This is a genomic window from Mesobacillus sp., assembly GCF_047739415.1.
Taxonomy (GTDB): Bacteria; Bacillota; Bacilli; order Bacillales; family Cytobacillaceae; genus Mesobacillus.
Window position 1 is genome coordinate 1 of the sequence record NZ_JBIQOE010000218.1, and the last position, 22,458, is coordinate 22,458.

General features: G+C 38.9%; 20 protein-coding genes. 2 read left to right on the forward strand and 18 right to left on the reverse strand.

The window, feature by feature from the left end; genetic code table 11:
• Nucleotides 1-141: 141 nt before the first annotated feature.
• The 18 genes from ACH0QE_RS17340 to ACH0QE_RS17425 form a co-directional block, all read right to left on the reverse strand.
• Nucleotides 142-3,015, reverse strand: a complete 2,874-nt coding sequence (locus tag ACH0QE_RS17340) for a CARDB domain-containing protein (protein WP_415780197.1) — start codon at nucleotides 3,013-3,015, stop codon at nucleotides 142-144.
• A 106-nt stretch (nucleotides 3,016-3,121) separates the two neighbouring features.
• On the reverse strand, nucleotides 3,122-3,955 hold the full coding sequence (locus ACH0QE_RS17345) for a hypothetical protein (RefSeq protein WP_415780198.1): 834 nt from the start codon (nucleotides 3,953-3,955) through the stop codon (nucleotides 3,122-3,124).
• Nucleotides 3,956-4,289: 334 nt separating this feature from the next.
• Nucleotides 4,290-4,787, reverse strand: coding sequence for a hypothetical protein (locus ACH0QE_RS17350; protein WP_415780199.1), 498 nt, complete (start codon nucleotides 4,785-4,787; stop codon nucleotides 4,290-4,292).
• An 11-nt stretch (nucleotides 4,788-4,798) separates the two neighbouring features.
• The gene (locus tag ACH0QE_RS17355; RefSeq protein ID WP_415780200.1) at nucleotides 4,799-5,176 is read right to left on the reverse strand and encodes a hypothetical protein; all 378 of its coding nucleotides are present in this window, start codon (nucleotides 5,174-5,176) and stop codon (nucleotides 4,799-4,801) included.
• Between the two features lie 68 nt (nucleotides 5,177-5,244).
• On the reverse strand, nucleotides 5,245-5,424 hold the full coding sequence (locus ACH0QE_RS17360; protein WP_415780201.1) for a hypothetical protein: 180 nt from the start codon (nucleotides 5,422-5,424) through the stop codon (nucleotides 5,245-5,247).
• Nucleotides 5,425-5,449: 25 nt separating this feature from the next.
• The gene (locus ACH0QE_RS17365; protein ID WP_415780202.1) at nucleotides 5,450-5,602 is read right to left on the reverse strand and encodes a hypothetical protein; all 153 of its coding nucleotides are present in this window, start codon (nucleotides 5,600-5,602) and stop codon (nucleotides 5,450-5,452) included.
• 11 nt (nucleotides 5,603-5,613) lie between these two features.
• Nucleotides 5,614-5,757, reverse strand: coding sequence for a hypothetical protein (locus ACH0QE_RS17370; RefSeq protein WP_415780203.1), 144 nt, complete (start codon nucleotides 5,755-5,757; stop codon nucleotides 5,614-5,616).
• 31 nt (nucleotides 5,758-5,788) lie between these two features.
• Entirely contained in the window at nucleotides 5,789-6,706 is a 918-nt protein-coding gene (locus ACH0QE_RS17375) for a hypothetical protein (RefSeq protein ID WP_415780204.1), read from the reverse strand.
• A gap of 14 nt (nucleotides 6,707-6,720) precedes the next feature.
• A complete protein-coding gene (locus ACH0QE_RS17380) occupies nucleotides 6,721-7,704 on the reverse strand; it encodes a hypothetical protein (protein ID WP_415780205.1) in 984 nt (327 codons plus the stop codon).
• Nucleotides 7,697-9,220 carry an ATPase, T2SS/T4P/T4SS family gene (locus tag ACH0QE_RS17385; RefSeq protein WP_415780206.1) on the reverse strand — a complete coding sequence of 508 codons (1,524 nt, stop codon included), beginning with the start codon at nucleotides 9,218-9,220 and terminating at the stop codon, nucleotides 7,697-7,699. The genes ACH0QE_RS17380 and ACH0QE_RS17385 overlap by 8 nt, the downstream gene beginning before the upstream one ends.
• A 17-nt stretch (nucleotides 9,221-9,237) precedes the next feature.
• Complete coding sequence (locus tag ACH0QE_RS17390; RefSeq protein ID WP_415780207.1) at nucleotides 9,238-10,395, reverse strand: hypothetical protein; 1,158 nt, start codon at nucleotides 10,393-10,395, stop codon at nucleotides 9,238-9,240.
• A gap of 14 nt (nucleotides 10,396-10,409) precedes the next feature.
• On the reverse strand, nucleotides 10,410-11,162 hold the full coding sequence (locus ACH0QE_RS17395) for a hypothetical protein (RefSeq protein WP_415780208.1): 753 nt from the start codon (nucleotides 11,160-11,162) through the stop codon (nucleotides 10,410-10,412).
• Nucleotides 11,159-12,667, reverse strand: coding sequence for a hypothetical protein (locus tag ACH0QE_RS17400; protein WP_415780209.1), 1,509 nt, complete (start codon nucleotides 12,665-12,667; stop codon nucleotides 11,159-11,161). Before ACH0QE_RS17400 ends, ACH0QE_RS17395 begins: the two co-directional genes overlap by 4 nt.
• 186 nt (nucleotides 12,668-12,853) lie before the next feature.
• A complete protein-coding gene (locus tag ACH0QE_RS17405; protein ID WP_415780210.1) occupies nucleotides 12,854-13,441 on the reverse strand; it encodes an HD-GYP domain-containing protein in 588 nt (195 codons plus the stop codon).
• A gap of 12 nt (nucleotides 13,442-13,453) precedes the next feature.
• A complete protein-coding gene (locus ACH0QE_RS17410) occupies nucleotides 13,454-14,407 on the reverse strand; it encodes a hypothetical protein (protein WP_415780211.1) in 954 nt (317 codons plus the stop codon).
• Nucleotides 14,407-15,306: a S1 RNA-binding domain-containing protein gene (locus ACH0QE_RS17415; protein WP_415780212.1), complete on the reverse strand. Its 900-nt coding sequence runs from the start codon at nucleotides 15,304-15,306 to the stop codon at nucleotides 14,407-14,409. The genes ACH0QE_RS17410 and ACH0QE_RS17415 overlap by 1 nt, the downstream gene beginning before the upstream one ends.
• Before the next feature lie 260 nt (nucleotides 15,307-15,566).
• Nucleotides 15,567-18,311 carry a type IV secretory system conjugative DNA transfer family protein gene (locus ACH0QE_RS17420; protein WP_415780213.1) on the reverse strand — a complete coding sequence of 915 codons (2,745 nt, stop codon included), beginning with the start codon at nucleotides 18,309-18,311 and terminating at the stop codon, nucleotides 15,567-15,569.
• Complete coding sequence (locus ACH0QE_RS17425; RefSeq protein ID WP_415780214.1) at nucleotides 18,301-19,590, reverse strand: replication-relaxation family protein; 1,290 nt, start codon at nucleotides 19,588-19,590, stop codon at nucleotides 18,301-18,303. The genes ACH0QE_RS17420 and ACH0QE_RS17425 overlap by 11 nt, the downstream gene beginning before the upstream one ends.
• Nucleotides 19,591-20,702: 1,112 nt before the next feature.
• Here ACH0QE_RS17425 and ACH0QE_RS17430 point away from each other — a divergent pair.
• Both ACH0QE_RS17430 and ACH0QE_RS17435 read left to right on the forward strand, forming a co-directional pair.
• Nucleotides 20,703-21,056 carry a hypothetical protein gene (locus ACH0QE_RS17430; protein WP_415780215.1) on the forward strand — a complete coding sequence of 118 codons (354 nt, stop codon included), beginning with the start codon at nucleotides 20,703-20,705 and terminating at the stop codon, nucleotides 21,054-21,056.
• Nucleotides 21,049-22,407, forward strand: coding sequence for a hypothetical protein (locus ACH0QE_RS17435; protein ID WP_415780216.1), 1,359 nt, complete (start codon nucleotides 21,049-21,051; stop codon nucleotides 22,405-22,407). The genes ACH0QE_RS17430 and ACH0QE_RS17435 overlap by 8 nt, the downstream gene beginning before the upstream one ends.
• The last annotated feature ends 51 nt before the right edge of the window (nucleotides 22,408-22,458 follow it).

Sequence of the window (22,458 nt, forward strand, 5' to 3'; positions counted from 1 at the left end):
AAATGAATTTTCTGATAATGTTTTATGACAATAAAATGATTTCATAATAAGATTCGTTAATAAATTCTTCTTTGAGTCTTAAAAAACATAGATTTAAATAAAAAAGCTCTATTCCAAAAAGGAATAGAGCGAGAAGATATCTTAAAATCTCCTATGGAATCTATATGCTTCAAAAACGTCATCAATCACCTGAATTTGAACTAAATCTTTTTTAATTACCCCATTCGTATATTTAACTTCAAATTCAAAAGTTGCTGGACCCTTTTTAATATTAGTGGGATAGTTTTGGAACTTCGGATCGAATAATTCTCCTTTGTAAAGGATAGTTGATACTCCTGTCATATTCGTGATCCGTTCGATATATTGGCTATCCGCTTGATTGGCTCTTAAAGTGCTTTTTACGTAAACGGTTGGATAAGGAGAAGTATCAGATTCTAGCAAGAATTTCTCTCCGCTATAAAATTGATTCAATGCGTGTCCCATATCCAAATGTTTCTTTTCCCACTCTACAGTATGGTTAACTCTTCCGTTGATTATTAACGCCTTTGAATAAAACCATGTGCTTGTTCCTGTTTCATCATACCCGTCATTTACAGTCGCTCGGATGTCATACCGTCCAACCTCTGTAACGAAGGAGTAACATTGGCTTGTTCCGCTAGCGATATTGCTTTTATTTAAGACTACTTGGTCGGTACCGCCATCTTTTTTAATGAAAATTTTTACAACCAAAGGATTATTATCTGCATCTGTTGGTTTAGCACAGACATTTACGGTATCCCCTTCATAAACATCGCTAGGCGAATATGTCAAGGTGACTACCGGCAAAGTATTGACCAGTCTTGAGATAGAAACAGTATTATCACCTTCATTTGTTTCCTCTACAATATCTAGATCATCCGCTTTGGCCATAAATGTCCTTGTCCCTGAAGTTGTTGCTGTAAAAGTGTAGGTAAGTGTTTTATCGGTTCCTTTAGAGTGAGAAGAAATATCCAGAGTAGCTTTTCTTGTTCCGGATTCATAGAAACCAACCTTGTAAGCGGATGTATTAATCTCACCGTCATTTCCAATTACCATTACGGCATTGTAACTTCTTCCTTTTACCAAATGAGTAACAGGGTTCCCATTAGTATCTTTTATGTCGATCGATTTGGCTTTTAAATTGACATAGTAGACGTTCTTATTTTGGGAAGCTGTATTATCATTCTCATTGGATTCCTCGATTACATTAGCATCGTCCGCCTTGACCATGAAAGTGCGCGGTGCACCTGAGGTTGAAGCGGTGAAACTATATGTGAGAGTTTTATCTGTCCCTTTAGCATGAGAAGAAACATCTAAAAGAGTCTTCCTGCTTCCCTGTTCATAAAAGCCTACTTTATAAGCGCCTGTATCAATCTCACCGTCATTTCCTATTATCATTGTTGCCCTATATGTTTTTCCTCTGACAAGGAAGGAAACAGCGTTTCCTGAAGGATCTGTGATGTTGATTGACTTGGCTTTTAGGTTAACATAGTAGACATTTTTATCTTGGGAGGCGGTGTTATCACTTTCATTTGTTTCAGAGATTACATTGGTATCATCCGCTTTTACCATAAATGTTCGTTGTCCGGAAGTAGAAGCCGTAAAGGAATAGGTTAATGTCTTAGTGCTACCTTTATTATGAGAAGAAACATCCAAAAGTGTTTTTCGAGTTCCTTCTTCATAGAATCCGACTTTATAGGCCCCCACATTTAACTCCCCGTTATTTTCAATCACCATTGTCGCCTTATAATTCTTTCCTCTTACCAAATAACTAACGGGGTTTCCACTGGTATCTGTGATTGCTATTGACTTTGCTTTCAAATTGGTTGTATAAATGGTGCCTGTATATTCAACATACACATCCCATTTCGAGCTTGTATAATACTCATCGTAATGGTCTAAGACTTGTTTGCTAAGAGTCCCTTTATAAGTAGCTTGGGCCGTATAGTCCTTAATGTAATCCGGAAGATTGAATGTTCCAGAATATTTCTGTCTGTACTGTTTGACTGGAACGTAAATATCATAGTCAATCCATACACCTTTCCGGTATTTATTTAATCTTCCGCTTTCGGATCTCCACCAGTAAGAACCATTTGAGTATACCAGTTTGCTGGCATAACCCTGTGACGCCCACCAGTCTGCATTAACCGCATTCGCTTCATCCCAACCATAATTCACAAGCCGCCAGCTAAAGCCCGTATATGCCCTTGGAATCCCATAATATCTGTCAGGAGCTTCCCCAGGCCTTGCATCGCTAAATCTACCCGCATAGTAGGTACTGCTATTAGAAGACATGAAGCCTAGATAGTAGTTCTCATATTTATCATAATAAGCAGCTCTACCAGGCGCTCTGTACCGAATCCATTGATTTTTACTAGCTATAGAATATAACCCTCCACTTTTAGGCAAAGAATAACTCACGTTTTTTCCGCTGGTAGAATCATAATAAGTGCCATTAAAAGTTGCGGGTTCGGGCACCTCGCTGGAAAACTCACGATATGAAGAGTCGGTCCAGTACTGAGTAAGAGATTTTGTTCGATTTCTCACCCAATTGGATGTCCAAGAAAGCGACGTTCGAGGTATATTGCCTGAATACCCATTTTCGTTTACGTAATAAGTGCTCGGAACGTTAGAATTGCTGTTTGTCCCATACGTTTTAGTGGTGTTTTTAGTAAACGTATAAGTATCAGTTCGATATATCGGATCTTTATGATAGATTTTTTCTTTAGGAACTAACTTTATTCTGGTTGCATTCAGTGTGCCGGTATACCCTCCGCTATCATAATTGTAAGTGGAAGGATATGTTCCATAAGCCGAATTCGGATAGGTAACCCATTTTTCACTTTGCCAGCGCATATCCTTGCTGATTTCTTTTTGATACCTCAATACAGTTTTAGATGATGCAGCTGAAGCCAGCGGGGGACCGATCCCTTGAAAAAGTGAAATAAACAATAAGGCTGAAAGGTTATATAAAAAAATTTTTTTAAATTTAAACAATCATTTATCCTCTCCTCTCCCAGGGTAAAACCCTCGAGTCAAAAGACTTTATCCAGCTATAAAACTGAATAAAATCTTTATCCTCCATTGAATTACCTTGCTAGACTTACCATGTAATAAAAATCATACCGCTTCTTTTTAAACCGCTTGTACCGCCCGAAGAAGCAAATGCTTCACCTGACAATAATGTATCGGTTACACTTCTCATCTGAGAATAGCTCCCTCCTAGAGCGGAAGCACCTTTAAGAGCTGCATTAATATCTGAGCTGTTTAGAGAAGCGCTAAATCCTACAGTGCCCGGAAGCGTGCTAGCGATCTGAGCACCGCCCCTAAGGATTATAACTGATGATCCATCACTCTTTGCTGTATAGCCGCCCGGAAGAGCATTCTGCACTTTAGTAACCATTGAACCCTCTTGCGGCGCAGGCGCAGGCTTAGGAGTTGGCGCTGGTTGTGGCTTAGGAGCCGGCGCTGGTTGCGGCTTAGGAGCAGGAGCCGGTGCAGGCTTAGTCACGGTTTCGGATTTTGGTGTTGTTTGGTTGTTTTCTGTTTTTGCTTGATTGGTAGTCGGTTGACTAACCTTTGACTGTGAAGTAGGCTGTTGAGTTGACTTCGTGTTTTCCTTTTGTGGTGATTTTGTTTCGGCATTAGAAGCAACTATATTTTTAACACCATTTCCTTGTTGTTCATCTTGTTCTTTTTTATTCTGTTCGGAAGATCCCTGTTGTTCTGATTGATTTTCGGATTTCTCAGGTGTATTTCCCTCAGACTTTTCATCTTCCTCTTGGTTTTGAACACTTGTTTTTTGACCTTTGTCTTTGGATTTTTCAGCATCAGCAGCAAGAATTTTGTCCCCTGTTTGCTCCTTAGATTCCTCTTGAGTACCACATCCAGTTAAAACTAAAAGCCCCATCATTAATATAGTTAGTAATTTTTTCATTTTCCTTTTCTCCCTTCAATGTGTATTTTTGCAACAAAAAAACGATCCCTCGGGAGATTTTAATAGAATGATAGGTTTTAGACCTAGCTATCATCCCTCAAATCTCAGTCCCAAAGAACCGTATCTGTTACAAATCCTGCTAGCCTGGAAGGCTGCAAAAAAAATAAAAAAGGAAATATTTGATACTATTATATGTCTTTTCATAGACTAGATACAATAGAATCTTTGGGTAATTATGAAGTTTTCTTTAAAAAGATTTAATTACGGATATTTCCTCCTTTATTTATTTCGGCAAACCAAAGGGAGAGTGTAAGGATTTGATCGATCATCAAAGTTATTTTCTATAAGCATAAACCGCGGCCTGGCGGACATAAGTTGTTCCACCATTAAACCAACGGGGACTTTCAGTTGTTATTACAGCAATTACGCTCGGACCTTCTATTCGTTCAACGATCTTGTAATTCGGATTATTATAAACAAATGGATAAGTTCTGGACACGCTGTCATCAACAAACTCTAAATGAACCAAATAAAGTTCTTGTTTAAAAAATGAGTTTTCGTTCGGTGTATAAACGAATCCAGCAGAGCTCGTCACGTTTAAATTGTTCTCCAAACTTTTCTGAAGATTTGACACTGCGGTGTTTTGGTCAAAAATGATCTTCCCTTCGGCCATCGCTTCAGGAGAAATTGCTAATCCTGCATCATGCACTGCTAGTTCCAATGCATTTTTCAGTTGTCTGGTAGCAGTTTTATCAGCATCTAAATTAAATTGTAATTGGGTAATTAAAGCAAACAGCAATATAAATAAAATGGTTCTTAAAGTTGTTGCCATTCGAACAACCCCTAGCTAATGTATTCACTTAAAATCTTCGTTTCTTTTTTAAAAGTAGATGGACCTTGATTAAAAATATCGAGAATGAAAATAAAACTTCGCGGAACCTCTATACTTGCTTCTATGTATTGATTTCTTGGAGTTAGAGATTGAGTTGCTTGAATGTTTATCTTCGATTCATCAAAGTTGTATTGATCAACTAGGGTATCCTTCATGCCTTGAATGATAGTAGGAGTGAAACGACCTTCAATAGATGCCTTCTTTGCACCTTCAGTCAGAACAACCTCAACGGCTTCCCTGTGCAAGCTGTCTAAGTAAGCCAAAATAGGTGCAAACATGATATTGACGACAATAAATAATGTCATCCATTCTCCTAAAACTTTCGACACAATTACCAACTCCTTTTTCCCTGTAAGAGAGGCATACTGCCCCTCTTACAGGGAAATTTTTAATTACATCAACCTCCATTAGAAGCGTTGCCAGCACCGGTAGGGAGATTGTTTTGCATATCTGTGATATCAGATTTGTAATTAGTTGTTTCAGAACCAATCATGTTATATCCGATGAAAAACAAGAAAGCACTGATGGATACAACGGTAATAGCGATTTTTAGGAATGTGGAAATCGTTGAATTCATGGTTAATATTCCTCCAAGTGTAAATTTATTTAAATTTTAATTGATGCTCCATTTTCATCATTTCTTCATGCTTACTATTTTTTTGTTCTAAAGAATCATAAGCAATCCCGAATAAGAGTGCTATCATAATGACTACCACAGCAGCCATAACCATAAAAGCAGAAATAGATTTATTCATTTGCACTCACCCTAACTACTGTCCGAAATGTAATTGGCGATTGTATCAGATAAACCATTCATCGATACATACATTGCACCGAAGATGAAGGCACTGATCACGACTGCTGTAATAGCAATTTTCATAAATGTACTAAGGGACGTATTAATCGGCATCACCCCCTTAAAATTGGTTTTATATAAAAAATTACATGCGGGAAGACTCTAAAATCACCGAAACCATTGTTACAATCACAACCAGGAAATTCAGGATAATAATAAAGTGGGTTGTCTTAATTGGAATTCCCAAGAGGTCCGTTGTGATCTTCCTCTTCCTTCTATAATTTTCGATTTGGGACCTGACAAACATATTGTGCATTCCCCGAAGATGTCCAAGGGCAGTCTTTCGGTCTAAGTCGTCCAAATTTTTTATAACCCCAATCAAAGCATCGGCTTCCTTTGAGTGAAGTTCTTGAGAAAACTTTTCTAAAGCAGCTTTTGGACCTTCATCACTGCTCCAGGAAGAGAGCAGAATGGTCAATGGTTTGTCCAAAACCACGAAATAAGGTTTGATGTTACGCAAAATGTTGTACGTATTAATACGGCTAACAGTCATCATTTCTATTTCATTAATTAATAAATCGTATAGCATGAAGACTTCAGCGTGTTTTTTTGCATGATGATAATCGATAACTCGCTTCATGATATAAACAAACAGTGAAAAAGGATTGCTTGGAGCTGAAAATAAAGCTAGTAAGATAATAATTACAGCAGCAACCATGGTTAACTTATCCGCTCCGCCGTTGACGATAAGCGGAATAAGCACATAATAAAACATTAAAAATGTAAGAAACCCCCCTATCATGAGGTAATACTTTAAACCATTTAATCCGAGAGGATATTGTGCTTTCTTTAACCATTCCTCCGCTTTTGTTTGGCGAGAACCTTGTACTACCTTTGCTTTGCTTTGATTAAAGTTAGACCTTAATCTAATTCGATTTTGAAGTCTTTCAGCCTTGGAAGTAAGACCGGAATAGACTAGAATTCCAGCAAAACAGGATAGGAAGTACGCGGTTATGTTTATCAGGTAAGGTAAATATTTGAAAAGAACAACTTCATTTCCCATAGACACCCTCCTTTTCACAGGTCATTTTTAGGCCTCTTCAGGAAGATTGAAATTATTAGAGAAAATACAACTCCCAAAAGGCTAAACATAAATAGCAAAACGGTCCATTGATTCCCAAATTGAAGTTTTACCCAGTCCTGGGCTCCAGAAGAATAGTAGCCTAAGATAAGTGATCCTATAAAAATCGGAAGGGTCAAATACCCGTTATAAACCGAATCCATAGTTTGCGATTTTTCTTCTTCCAGCATTTCTTCCGTCTCTTCCATTTGCTTGGTCAAAACCATGAGTGCATTCAGTACTTTCTCGTTGTATAAATAAGATTTCAATATAATGCTGCCCAATCGTTTTGACCAGTTGGTTCCGGATGTATAAGTGAAAACATGAATACTTTCCCTTAGCTCCGTTTCATTCCGTGATACCTGGAGATCAGATACTAATTTAACAATTACTTTCCGCAATTCAGGGCTCTTAATTTCTTTTTGAGTTTCCGATAAAGCATGGTACATGTCATAATGAAAAGCGTTGTAATTCTGTGTTAGCCTTTGAACAATATGCAAAAATTCAAGGCTCATGAGATAGCGAATTTTATTCAATCGCATCCTTAAAAACAAATAAGGAATAAGTGATAACAATGCTCCAAATAATGCTGCTACAAGAATGTCCCCGAAAATGAAAAGCATGAATATAGCAGCGAAGATACCTAACAGTCCAGACAGGACAATAAAAATCGGCACCGCGTTGTCATCTCTCTCTTCCCGGGTGGTTCGGATCAAAAGATTCAAATGCTTCATCAATGGATTTTTATATTGAGATGTATTCGAGAAATCTACCTTGTTTCGAACTCTCCTGATCCTGTACTTATAGTTCCATTCTGTATATTTTGTTTTCAAAGAGGCGAACATGATATTTTTAGATGTCCAAAGGGCGATAATTAACAACAGCCCATAAAGAAAATAACTAACACCTACCTGCCATATCCAATGAGTAAGGCTATCCATTTAATTCCTCTCCCAACAAAGTATCAATGATTTGATTTTTGATTTTTTCGTACTCTGTCATAGGAGAGATTTTTTCTTTTTGTTTCAAGTGACGAATGAGTATTTTTGTATCTTCTAGGCTTTCTGCCGCCATCAGTGTCAATAACTCTTTGGTGATATTCGAAGAATAGTAGTACTGGTTTGTAACCGGGCTGTACCGAACTAAATCATGTGTACGATGAGTTCGGTTCGTTTCATCCCAAATGATTTCAGTAACCCCAATAACCCTTTTTCTCCTTCTATCACGATCGGCGCTCATCGTCACAATAATGTCGATGTTCCTTGCTACACGTTCGAGTTCATTATCGAATTTTCGGTTCGGAAACTCGTCTAGAATATGTCGAGTAATCTGCGACACCACATTTTCAACGGATGTTAGGTGGTAGGTGGAATAAGCCCCCCGCTCTCCTCTTTCACAAGCCTGCAGGTACCCCTCCGTTTCCAAGGAACGTATCTCTCCAACCACTATGTAATCGTGTTCCATACGAAGCAATCTAGGCATAGCGTGGTGAAGGTCCCCTTCTTTTGCTTGAACCTCGAAAATAAGTCTGTCTTTAAATTGCTTCGAAAGGTCCAATTCAAAGTGCTTTTCCATTACTGCAGCGACAAAGGATGGATCTCTTTCTCTCAGCATCGTTTTCATGAATGTAGACTTGGCTGAACGAACACGGCCGGCAAAAATGGTGTTTGCCATTACTCGAGCCAGAGCTCTAAAAAAAGGAATATCATCAGGTAAAATAGTGCCGAGATTCGCTTGTTCTTCAAGGCTCATATTTTTTACTACAAAGCGGCGGAACATGATGTAATTTTCTTTTCCCCGCGGTTTCTGGATCATAGTAATCCGGCTACCATCTTCTCGTTCAATCTCTAATTCAGGAGTCTGTTCGTTTATGACGGCATCCTTTACCCTCATGGTAAAGGCCCGCTTAATCCTTTCAACGGCTTCATCATTCTCAAACTGTTCATTCTGTTTTACGAATTGACCATTTATATCTAACCATAGCTCGGTGCCGCGGATGACAGCGGCCTCACTGAACGGCATCTTATCCCACTTATGAAGGATGCTTACACCCCAAACCTCATGGAAGATGGCTTCTGCTAAGGATTCATAAAAGTTGGGGAAGTCATTTGTTGTTATGTTCTCCTTTTGCAGCACCTCATTGATTTTGGTGATAAAATAGGACATTGCTTGGGCATCCCCAATAACCGCTTGGTGTTGACGTTCCAGCCACATGTTCTCAGTGGACAGTTTTTCATCAATTTCACCATTTTTTTCCTTTTGATGATCTATAGTTCCGTCAACAATAATGTCATTTAACTGTTCGCGTACTTTATGACAAATTTCCTTAAACGATTTCCTGCGAGCGAAAGTGGAGATATACTCCATCTTCAGCCCCTTTGCTGCTACGGTTTGAGCTAGCCACTCGGAAGAACTAAAAGGTTTGTCCAATCCCAGGTCTTTTTCCAAAGTACTCAAATCAACACCACCCTTCTTTACTTAAAGAGAGCAAACAGCCCCTTTTTTTCCTTTCTTTCTTCAACCACAATCTCTTTCTCTGTTAACTTACACTCGGAGATAATGAGGTTTGATAGAAGATCTAAATTTTTCGTGTAAAATGAATCGGAAAGGTCATACAACAATTTTTTTTGGTACGCAGCCATTGCCCCCAAATCACCCATATCTGGAAGGGTAGCAACTTTTGTCATGCTTAATTCTTCTTCCAAGGCTTTCTCGTTAATCAACGTGTTGGCTGGTTGGAATCTGTTTATGACAAGCATGAAGTCGTCTGATTTCCCGCCAGATGGCTCAATCAATTGCTGGAACACATAAGGGAAATAGCCTCTATACCCTTTTTCTTCTTGATTTGTGACAAGGAAGCGTAAGTTACTAGATAAGTACGCTTGGACAGTTGGAGCAGTATCAAAGTGAGTCCCTGCATCGATTAGGATTACATCAAACAATTGCTGAGCAGTTTTGATTAAATGCTCTATTTCACTCGGTTGATAAAACCGCTGCATCTTAATGTCCCGATTACCACCAAGATGGTAAAAGGACTGATGGTAGGCTACAGCTTCCGACAACCTTGCTGGTGTTAAGTTATGGGTCTTCAAGTCTACTTTCAAATCGTTGAGGTATTGGCCATTGTAATGATAAAAGTAATCAGCTGGATCCCAACTATTTAAGCTGAGGACCAACACTTTTTCTTCAATCCTTTGTGATAAGGAGCGGGCTAAATTTAGCACTGTGGTACTGACTCCTGCGCCGCTATGGGTACCAAAAAAACTTACAATCCTTTTAGCTAAATAATCATCCTTATTTGTTATATGGCCGATGATTTCTTCAACTGCCTGCTCATCAGTCGCATATTCATTAAGAACCTTTACTTTATGAGCAGCACAGAGTCTAGATAAGTTCCTGGTAATTAGGTCGCTATTCAATGTTTGCGGCTTATAATAGACTAGTTCCTCAGGAAACCGTTCACGAAGCAAGCTTAATTGATGGATGTCAAATGTTTCACCATCTAATAAGATCGCCTGGATATCGATGGTAGCTTCTTTTATTTCATCCCATAATAGGGCGGTTTTGATTTCTTCATTCTTTTCAAATAACTCTTTAAAACTAGAATTCTTTGAAACAACTATGACATTCATAGTGTTACTCTCCTTTATTGATACGTAATGTACAGCTTGGCGCCCTTTCCTAACACTTGATCCATTAATTTCTGGAAATCCTCTTCATTCAGAATGACTTCAAGGTCGCTTATTGTGGAGGTGGCGTTCAGTCTTTTATCTCCAGCATTTCCCTCAGCGGCTGATACAACTTCCTTATTTCCGGAGTCTTTTACATACACCACTTTTACACCTTTTAAGAACGGCTTAGTTTCCATTGTTCCGGGGTTGGTTTCATGTTCGCTTTCAGTGGTTTCATTTGAATTTTCTTCAGAATTAGTCACTGTTGGACCGTTTTGGTTCATATTAGTGCTTCCATCAGGATTCACTAGGTATATGTCAATGACATCTTTTCTGCGAAGGGAACCTGGTTGAGCAAAAATCATGTCTTTTGTGATCGGCCGAATCGCTTCACTCTCTTTTGCATCAGGCACCAAATTATCGTAATCCACCATTTTCTTTGAAACCATGGAATTGCCCACGATATCCTGCTTACTGTCTTGGCCGATAATTTTGTCAATGTCTTGCGCTAATACAACATCATCAATTAAGGCTTCTTTGCCTCGTCGCTCGATGATCAATTTATCTTTTGTAATTTTTTCGGATTTAAGGATTTCCTCGTTAGCTTTTACGACGACGACCTCAGTTGAATCAATGCGCTCTTTAATATAAAAATCGTACGTTAATATAAATCCTGCTGTAGCTAAGGAAGTAAAGATTCCCAAGCCTATTTTCATACCAGGTTTCATACCGTTGATTCAGCTCCTTTCTGTTCCGTTTTTTCAACGGTGATTTTTTTGTTGAATAACCCCTTTAGCAATCCCGGGCCATTCTTTTGTTTCTTAATAAACTCATGAGGGAGAATGTCTTGTAGTAGCGGTTTGATGTAAGAATCTATCCTTTTTTGGTAATCCTTATAATCATTCAAAAAGAGCCCCTTGAGTTGGACTTGGAATACATCGGTAACTGAAAAAGCAGGAAAACAAGTCTTAATCCGCTCTGCGTAGAGGTCATTTATAAGATCGTTCTTTAACAAAGACTTGTCGAAGCGATTTCCTATCAAAAAAGACTTTTCATGTTCTAATCGCTTTCTAAGGAACTGAACCGATTCAGCCTGCGATTCCTCAAAATACTGGATGAATGGTATATCAGGCTCCAGTACAAAGTAGGCATGGTCCGCAATATCAAAAACATCCTGGAACAATTCGTAATGCCAATCTGTTCCAACATCTATGATGGTAACTGTAGATTGGGTTGAGAATAGCACTTTGATTAAATTATCGAAGGTAACGTCTTCTTCTTTGTATACAGGCTCATTCGTTGGGTGTTTACAGATGATATCGACGTTTTCTTTTTCCCAATCAAAAACACTTTTCAATTTTGGGTCGATGTACTTGCTGAATTGATAAAATTTGCTCCGATAGTCATCAGCATAATGATGGCCGATAAAGCGGTCGAAAGTATATGCTTTTGAAAACGGACTTTCTACATAAGTGGCTGAAACACCCATTTTTGTTAAACTTCTGGCTAACAAGTGAGAAACAAACGTGCTACCGCTCCTAGAAATAGGGCTGCCAATCATAATAAGCTTTTTCTTAACGGGAATACCCACGATTTTTTCTGTACTATTTGTAATTTGGATTTTGTAATCCCGCTTAATCACATTTTTGTTGACGACCTTTTGCACAACCTTTTTTTCAATCACTTTTTGAACTACCGGCTTTTCTGGTTTATGATCATCGGTCGCTAACTTGTATTCCTCTTCTGTTTCATCATCACCATGCATTTCTTCGATAGTTGGCTCTAACTGCTGGCTAGGCACTAAAAATTTTTCAACCCGCGAAAAACGGGGCTTCTCAATCAGTTGTACAATAAAATCATCGAGGTCAAATGAATTTGTATTGATAATATCCATGACGCCCATTGCTGCCAGGGAGGAAAGAAGCGTATCACCTTTAGGCCGTTCACATAGAAAAACAATCCGCAAGGAATCTTCATATTTAATTCGAAAATTCCGAATGAATGTCAGTAGCTCTTTATCCTTCTGTTCGGGTCTTACAAAGTCACTTTCCAAGTAGTAGTCATGAATGATGAGATAATCTGGATTTTCGTGCTCTACAATTTCCCTTAAGAAGCGCCTATGAAAAACTTCCTGTGAGGATAAAATGAAATGGTCCCTATGTCTGCTGAAAGTCTGTTTCAAAATATCCGTATATGATTTATCCCCTACAGCAATAAGCACTTTTTTGGGCACTGAAAACACTCCTTAAAACACAAAAATACCCGAAACGCACAGACCTAGCAAAAAGCTAAAAGTCGTGGTCTCGGGTATTTCCCGTTAATATATTTGATTGTTTTGTTTTTGAAATGGGGCGCCCCCTAATTGCTTAGGGGACATTAAAAAACTTTAAGAAAGGCTGTTGCCTTTAGTATGATACTATCACGGTCGGCAGAGGTTTTCAAGTACCATATTGGGACTACAAGAAAATTTAGTATCCAGGAATTTCAAAAAAGCCTCGACCAGTTCACTATCATAGTGTTTTCCGCTAAGGGAATAAATCTCTTCGATGACATTATCTTGTTTAACGGGTTCCTGGTACACCCGGCCATACAACATAGTGTCATATGTATCTATTATTCTTATAATACGAGAGAGCAACGGTATATCCGGTCCTTTTAGCCCGTAATACCCAGAACCATCTACATTCTCGTGATGATAAAGAATGATCTCGGAAGAATGTTTCGGTAAGCAATGGATTTTCTCAAGAATCTGCTTGCCATAATAGGCATGTTTTTTTATTTCAGAATATTCCTGTTCAGTCAACGACTCCGTTTTATTTAATAAAGAAGGAGCTATCCTCAACTTCCCGATATCATGGAAAACACCGGTTAAAAACAAGTTTTCATCATTACCCAAGTCCAAATAGTTTCCAAAACTATATAACATATCCGCCACTCGACAAGAATGGCGGAATGTAGCAAGACTATGATTAAATAATGAGCTGATCAATTCATGAGTATTCGTCATATCCTACTCCTTTTAAAAATCCAACTTTATTCGTTTAAGCTTCTCTTTATTTGGAATGTAAAAGGCGGTGTCTAACCCATACTGCAGCAAATCTTCTTCTACGCAGACCCAAATATGATAAGGAAACGTATCCAACATTAGCTCTTTGTGAATGTATTCAGCTACTGATAGGGTTGAGGCGAATATGACTACGAAACCCATATTTTCAGGGAACTCGCTTACCGGGATATTACCGTGTTTTTCATAAACCTTTTTCCAGTTCTCCAACTTATCGCGGAAATATCCTATGAAGTTCTGATTCATCTGTGCTCGGTCGATGAGAAAGTTAATGTTTCCTTGGGGTGTCTTAATCTCGGCTGCAGCCATAGGAAACTTCAATCGTGGATTATTTGCAACTACAGCATTCCATTTCCACCTATTTACAATCTTCTTTTCTGTCATCATGCAACGAAGTTCGTTCATGGCGACATAGCGTTTAATTCCCCCAATTCCATAATTATCCCAACGGTTAGGGTCCATAAAGAAATCTTCGTTATAGAAATGTTTCATCAATTTGTAGCCGCCAACACCTAATGTAAAGGGGGCTGGCGGCTTAACAGATTCTTCCTCGCCTCTTATTCTTACCTTCCACCGATCTACTAACCCAATCGAACGAAACTTATCCAGTCTTTTTGAGGTTTCGGAGCGGCTCATCTTCCGCTCCATATATCTTCTCAGCTGATCCTCATTGGCACATATGGCATCTCCAAGTACCTTTAGTAAGATAAAATCAGTGTCATCAATCCTTCCTCTCCTATAAAGCTCGATAACAGCCTCTTGAGTGGTATGAGGATAGTATTTGGTCGGCAACACCTTATTACCTTTGAGAAAGGGGTGATCCCAAAAAGGTACGTCGCCCTCCTTTGTTGTAAATAAGGGATAATCTAGACCGTCGGCTAAAGCCTGTTGTTTAGCTAGAACTTCCATTATTCAAACAAGAAGGATCCTAGATCTTTTCTTTTCTTTTTACCCCTTGGATATCCAGTGATTACCACCCTGGCTTGCCTTTTCTTAGGATCGATATTGCGAATGGTACAAGATACAATATCTCCAACGATTGGCTCCTCTAAGTAGGCGGGTTTAATCCCCTTAACTTCTAAACCAACATCGAGTTGAACAAAAATTCCGTGTACAGGGTCAACTCCGCTAATTCTACCGGCTACGGTTTCCATATCCTTTAGTCGCTCGAGCTTTTTAAAAGGGTCCTCTAAGGTATGCCTTCTGCTTACATGGATTAAATCTTGTTCCTTATCAAAGCGGAGGACCTTAACCTGTATAGTTTCGCCGCGCTGCACGCTATGTTCAATATTCTGGCGACGTTCCCAGCTCCAGTCATTCGGAAGCATGAAGCAGTCTGCCCCATTGACACGAACAAATACTCTGCGAGTATTGCGGTTGAAGCCCCATACCACACCTTCGAATACTTTATTCTGAAGTTCTCCACTTTCCTGAAGGGCTTCTAGTTCTGAATAAAATCTGGACTTTTTAATCTGGTCTGCCTTCCTAACACTGACGACAGCTGTCTTACTTTCAAGATCAAAATGATCAATGATAAATTCCTGGATGGAACCGGTAAAGCCATTGAGAGATTTATATTCATAATCAGAAAACTCATCAGCTGGGCAATAAGCGGTGACACCGCCTTCCAAAAGGAATACCGCTACTTCCATTTCCTTTTCCACATATTTATCATTTTCTAAAACGCGGGCTCTCTTTGTTCCTACAGATGTGATTACTCCCTTAACGATCTCCCTATTTCTCCGCATCCGAGCCAGGTTTTCTAATTGCTCGTCGTTTGTCCATGATTGAGTTAAAACCTCAGCCATTTTGTTTCTCCTCCCGATAATTTGATTAGGATAAGCAAACAAAAAAAGAACGACCACAAGACAATACAAATAGATTCAACATCTATTTGTACGCTTGGGTCGTTCCCATTTTAAAGTATTCGGTTGACGTTCTTGCTATCCTTACCAAAAAGTGTATAACACAATACAGTTTATTTCAACAAAAAATTATGAAAGGCCCGTTAGAGCAAAAAGATAGAAAAACCACCTAAAAAAATACAGGGATTATCTCCCTGTATCAATCAGTTTTCTTCAAAATCACTATAGAGCTTAGCGGCTGCCGCTTCTTTTGAGGAGGGTACTTTATCAACCTCTTTTAAAAGTTCATCCATAAGTTGGAGTTCTTTTTCCCCTAATTCCGATTTACTGGCGCTCTCAGACTTGGCTTCAGGAGTATACTTGTTTTGTTGAAATATAGAGTCAAAACTGAATACTTCTAACTCCTCCGTAATTTCGTCTGTCGTTCCACCTTCAGTAATGCCTAATGATTGTCCCTCTTTGTTATCTTCTAGTTCAGATCCTGCTGTTTCGGAATTTTTTTGTGAGTCCATTTCTTGATGATCTAACAGTTCTGAAATTGCATCCTTCTCATCGTCATGTTCAATAGTGTCATATTCCTTTTCTTCTTTATAGGGAATAACAACAGGCTTCTTTATTTCTGGATAACCAACGAGCGGCTGGTCCCCCTGTGTTTCAACCTCTTGTTCAATTTCCTCTTCTACATCCTCAACTATTGATTCTTCCACTTCTTCTATACCTTCTTCTACCAGGAACGATTCAATGTGCATTTCACTTCGATTGGCCATCCAAAGCTTTGCTGCTTCCTCATCTACTTGGATAATCGCTTCTTTAAACTCAGATTTCGGCACGAAGTTGGCATCGATTTGCTTAACCGGTATTGGCCTGTTATTCGATACGATTTTTACTGCGCACTGAAATGGCTTCTGGTAAATGATATCAGCGGGTGATAAGATAGCTTCTTTGGTTTTTTGATAGCTGTTCCCCATTCTAAGCATCGGCTTCTCTTGCAACGGACTAACTGCTTGTTCATTGACACTTTCTTCAAACCGCTCTTTCTCCCCGAATATTTTCGAGAACAGTTGTGCATCAAAATCCGGAATATCACCGTATACCATTTTATGACGAAGGGTACCTAGCAAAGTATGCATATAAGTTTCCCCATATTTGTCGGCAAGCTGCGTAACTGTCTGCGCGACTACTGTGACAATCGCTTTATATTTCCTGGATTGTGCCGGGAATTCACGGAAGGGTTGATAAATATAGTCAGGGAATTCATCCACCAATATATGGTGAAAGTTCGATATATTAGGTGGCCTGCGGAATACAGCGTTCTGTAAACTCAATAGAATCAATTTCCCGAGGATGTTAGAAAGTCCTCCTAACTCCCCTTTTGCTGTATTGACGAGTAAAACGCCACCCATTTCGAGATGTTTATCAAAATCAAAATCAGACTTTCCGAATAGGACCCTCCGAATTAGCGGGCTGGCCCCGATATCATTCAGAACATTTCGCAACCCTTGAACATACTCAGCCTTGGCATCGTAATAAGCGTCTTCGCCGCGGTACTCTCCATGCGTAACCTTTTCGGGTACATTTGCTCCTCCTACTCTTGAGGTCTTTGGCAAAAGGTTCATATCGAACCACTCATCAATCTGTTTTACGATTGCCCAGTGATTTCGCTTATCTCGATCTTCAATTTCCTCAATGCTTTTCGGGAAAGTTTCCTTTAGTTTCAAATGCATCCTGCGGACAAGCTGCGGATTATTATACATATTAAGAAGCATATCGAAAGTAACATCCTGGTCAGGCTCATGAAGTTTCAGAAGATATATATAATGCTTGAGATGGTTCCTTTCACTTTGTTCAAAGAAGAAGTTACCACCATTACCGCCTTCTGCTAATCCTTGGATGACCATCGCAAATGCTTCCGCAACCTTCTCGACCGGTCCCTGCATTGGATTAATGCTCGGAGTGTTTGGATTGGTAGGGTCTATATAAAAAACAGACTCCTCCGGAATACCATGCGCTTTGACAAGTTGAAATGCTTTTTGACACAAATCATTTGATGGCTCGATGACACTTATCCCGTTCAAATACATTCCCTTGACTTCTTCGGAATGGTAATCCTCACGCTTATGAATTTTCGGGTAATCGTTTATAAATCTGCTCATCCAATGAAGGTCCTGATTAAGAATAGGTAAAACCAAAGCTGCTGTTTTACCAGTACCAATACTACCTACGATGATATTATTAAGGGTTCTATCGCGGCCTGGTTGAATGAGAAGTTCCTTTGTTTCTGATTCGGGACCTAAAGCCACGTCTGGCCAATGTTCTTTCACTTCTAACTTAAACCATTTTTGAAGGAAAACATTTTTAAATTCAAACTCGCTGAAGGCTTCCTTCAAATCTGCGGAATACTGAGAATATTGTCCACTTAACCACAAAAGGAGAGCGGCTGAAACAACAGTTGGGATGAACATGATAGTGATAAGTAAGGTGTTTACATCCCCTACAGCTATTGCATGCCAAACATTCTCGATTTCCAGTTCATTAATTCTACCGCCCAGGTATGGTAGCAATACGTTATACACGGGAGCGGAAATCAACCAAAGATAATAAAATATAACTCCGACAAACATATTCCAGAACCATAAATTCCGAAACAGTCGGGTTTGAAACTTTTTAAATTTTGTACTGATCAACCACCCCACTATCAACCAAATGGATGCAAACATAAAACCCAAGAAAGTAGGTTGGGTAGAATCTCCGAACAGAACAAAACTCGGAATAGCCCCCATAAATTGCCCTGCCATCAAGAATAGATAATTAAAGCCCGCTTTTAAAGATAGAAACAAAGAAACGATAGCTGTGATTAACATCGAAACCATTGGAAGCTTCGGAACTACTTTATGTTTCATATAGGGTATCAATTTACTTTTCCAAAATTCCACGAGTTTATCTTCCATACAACAACACTCCCTCTTTCTTAGATGTGTTAACTGTCTTAAAAAATAGAGGGTGAGTTTCTAAATCAATAGAAAGCTGCTCTTTACTGGTAAAATGAACATTCGGAAGCAATTTGCCCAACACATCGGAATGCAGTTCTTCATTGCTTTGATAAATCGCTAAAATCTTATCCACTTTAATCTTGAACCTGTTTTCAGAAGATAGGAGGTTAAGATACTGTATTTGATCCAGACACTTTACATCTCCCTCTTCCATGGTTTTAATTAGTACCGTTTCACACTTGTCTTTACCCACAAAGCGGAAATGGCCATCCGCATACAAGGATTCCTTCACTTCCGCTAGATAAAACTCGCTCGCGTCCATAGGCTCAATCATGTAATTGAAAGTGTCGTTAAGTTCCAAGAGCTTTGTAGCGGCTATGATTGAATTTGAACGCTGGCGTTCCAGAAGAGGCAATTCTCCCGTCATTATTTTATAAGCAATATTCCCAACTCTACTGATAGTTACAACATAAAAATTTAAATTTGAATGCACATGAGCGTTTGCCTGAATTATTAATTCCTTAAGGTTAGCCACCCTGCCACTGCGGTCTTTTGAATATTCGTTGTCATATAACAAAGCAGGATCATTCTCATCCAAAACCACTAAGAGAACGTGATGGATTTCATTTGGACGTTGTTGAGCGTAATTTACGTATTTTATGACTTTCTCATTGATCTTAAGAAATTTCTCAGTGCCAGTATCCAACTCTATATTCAGGAAACCGCAGGAATTAACAAGTACCCAATCAGGAACGACCGAAGGTTTAGAACCTTCGAAACCTGATTCATAATAAGGCATCTCCGACGGAGAAAACGAGGTGACTTCCCTGTTTTTCTTTTTTAACTCAATGAGAGTTAATAATACAGCGTCCCGGATGGCGAAGAAATGATCATAATTTCTCCTGCCCGATATATCTTCCAAAAGAACCTTGCTCGAAGGACTTATTAGCCCAGCCTTCTTCAGAACGACCACTCCTTCTGGCCCCACTCTGTAGAAAACTTTTGCAGCTGGGGGTTTCGTATACCTTTTCGCCACAAGAACCTCAGCATCCCTCCATCTTCTCAGCTTCATTTCCAAGGAGCCTGGCTTTAAACCGTGCAGTCTTTCACAATAATACTTAATTTGATATAGCGATAAATATTTAAAGTCCCATATCAATTGTAAAAGTTCAAGATCTTGCTCAGAAAACCAAACAGCGTTCTTCTTACTAGTTTTCACTTGATGCTTTAGCGTCATTAACTTATCGCCTCCAAAACAAAAAGCACCCAGGACAAACAGAGCTATAGATTAAGCTCTAGCATCCAGGGTGCTTCCCTCTGATATAAAGTTTCTTTCAAAGTATACCATTATTCAATGTTACCCAACAATATGGAATCAACAATAAACCCTGAATAAATATAAACTTTATACAAAGAAAATTAGGGTACGGATTAGGGATGGAGATTAACTGAGGATAAAAAATACCTCTGTAAATTAGGGTACAAAATGAGTGCCTAGTTACTAGTGGTTTTATGGGCATATCCCCCTCCGAACCGGGGGTGCGAAATAGGGTTGAAGTTACCATTCAAAATCAGCCTTTAGTCCTTGATATTATAGGGTTTATATTGTTCGGTTAATCACACAACCTATATCGAACAGGTTATCTTGTTCGGTAAAAGTTGTTCGGTATACACCTGTTTTTAGCTTCTGCGGACTTATTGTAAAGAGCTTATTGGAAGAACAAGGACATGTATAGAAAAGTGAATAACAAATTAAGGCAGCTTCGCATAAAAGTACAATTAGACACTTCCTATCGTTGTTCAGAAAACATTGTTTACAAGGAATTTTACGTTAATTTAAAATCATTCACTTTCAAGATTCAATCTCGTAATTGAATGGCCATTTAAACGATTACCATACATAGCGGTAGTGATTTTTAGCCAGCGCATAAAGAAGAGATCTTATTCCCCTTACCAGTTCCGAAGGGTTAGGAACTATTAACGAAGGAGGCAATCACTTGGAATGAAAGTCCATTAAAAGAAGAACAAATGCATTGAGCCTTGTATACTGAAAGTGAACATTGGAGAATTATATAATTTTTCATGCAAACGAAATCGCGGACCTCAATTGTGTATCTTAAAGGTTTGTAAGTTTAAAACGGAACCCTTGGGTCTTTAGAATGTCAACAATATCAAGGGTTCTTTTGTGGTCCGCAATTGCGGACCACATGGGGGGGGCGTAACAATGAAAACCTATTAAAAATTACACGTTTTTTATCTTTCTGATTGCTATAATTTGCTTATTTAACTATAATGTACCTTAAAGGTACATATTTATGGGGCGTAAAGGTACATAAAGGTGGTGTGAAGATGAATGACAAAACGTCCATAAAGGTTGGTTATAAAGACTTAGACTTGCTTGAATACGATGAAGACACTCTAAGGTTTTTACGTAAAAAACTAGATGATTTTACTATCGATGTATTCAGAAGAATTATTACGGAAAACAAGTTACATAGAGGGCTTATTAAAGCCAGGCTTGAGGATTTCCACAGCATGAGGAAAAAGTATGATGCATCATTTCTGATTTTAGAGGCACAAGGATTTATAGAAAAAAAGGAAGATGGTACAGCTACCCCGTATTTTGTTACAGTTCGGGGTAGGCAACTTGGACAGTTATTAAAAATGGAAAAGTTAGAGCGAGAGGAGCTTGTAAATGATTAAACCATTTGCTGAAAATGAAAAACTAGGGGCAATTAAAGCTTTGCTATCCCCACATTTGTTGTCTGATGAAGTTAAAAAGGAAATGAATCGTTTTCCTTCTCAAGCCATTATTGGCTTAGGACAAGGTGGAGGACGTATTGCAGCAGAATTATCAAGGTTTGGTTTTCCTACATTTTTATTAAATTCCTCAAAGTCTGATATGGAAGAACATAAAAATTTGATCCCTGAGAATAGACGGATTGTGACTTCAAGTAAGGACTACCCAGAGCTTGAAGGAACCGACAAAGATGCACGATTAGGCTTTGAAATCGCAAAGGAAAATAAAGATCTGTACGCTAGTGTTGCTTTAGATGACGCAATTCAAGATGCTGAGTTTGTTTGGGTGTGTGTAAGCCTTGGTGGCGGGACTGGTAATGGAGCACTAAAAGTCGCATTAACGTATCTTTCGAAGGTAAGGCAGAACAGAGCACTTCCGGGCGGAAAAATCCCTCTTGGTGTCATCTGTTCACTCCCATCTTCCGATGAAAAGGGGTCAGCTTTTAGAAAAAATGCACTTGCCGGTATCAGTGTCATCCAACAATTAATGAACGAAAGTAAAATGGGTACTGCCATTGTTATAGACAACGAGAAAATGAATGACTACTATGCTCACAGCCCTCTCAAGACCTACGGAGGAACAGAAATTGATGCGAAGTCATATAGTAACATGGTAATTGCAAGTGCGTTGGCAGAAGTTTCTTCTCTTCCTTTACTTGATGGTCGATCCGTTTTTGATAAGACAGAATTGCTGACTACACTATCAACTCCAGGATGGCTCTCCATATCGAAGCATAAAGATTTAAAAAATGATGAAGATATTGAATCTGTCATCGGTAATCTTTTTAATAATAACGAGGTTCTTGCGAATTACAAGGTCCAGAACGCCATAGCTGGAGCTGTCGCAGTATTGTATCCTACAACTAAAAATATATCACCTAAAATTGCTGATGATGTTTATCGATATACTTCCAAGCTATTAAATACAAAAGTGAACCTATCAATCTCTAAAAATAGCAAGATGGAGAGCCTAGCTTTGTATGGTTTGGCGGTTTATTTGACCCCTTCTATACGTATTCAGCAGTTGAAAGAAGAACTAAAACAATGGGAACAAATCGAAAAAGAACAAGAAGAAGCCAAAAAGCAAGCGGCTTCCAGTATAGGTCTTGATGAATTTGAAGATTTCTTCTCTTCTCCTAATATGGCAAAGGGAAGAAAAAAATTAACTCTCACTGATTTGGATGAGGACTTCGAAGAAACTATGAAGGAGTCAAAAAAAATTATAGCTGCGGATCTAAATGACATAGATTTTTAATAGGCCAAGCGTTGCTTGGCTTTTTTTGCGTTCAAGTACACTCAGAGAAAA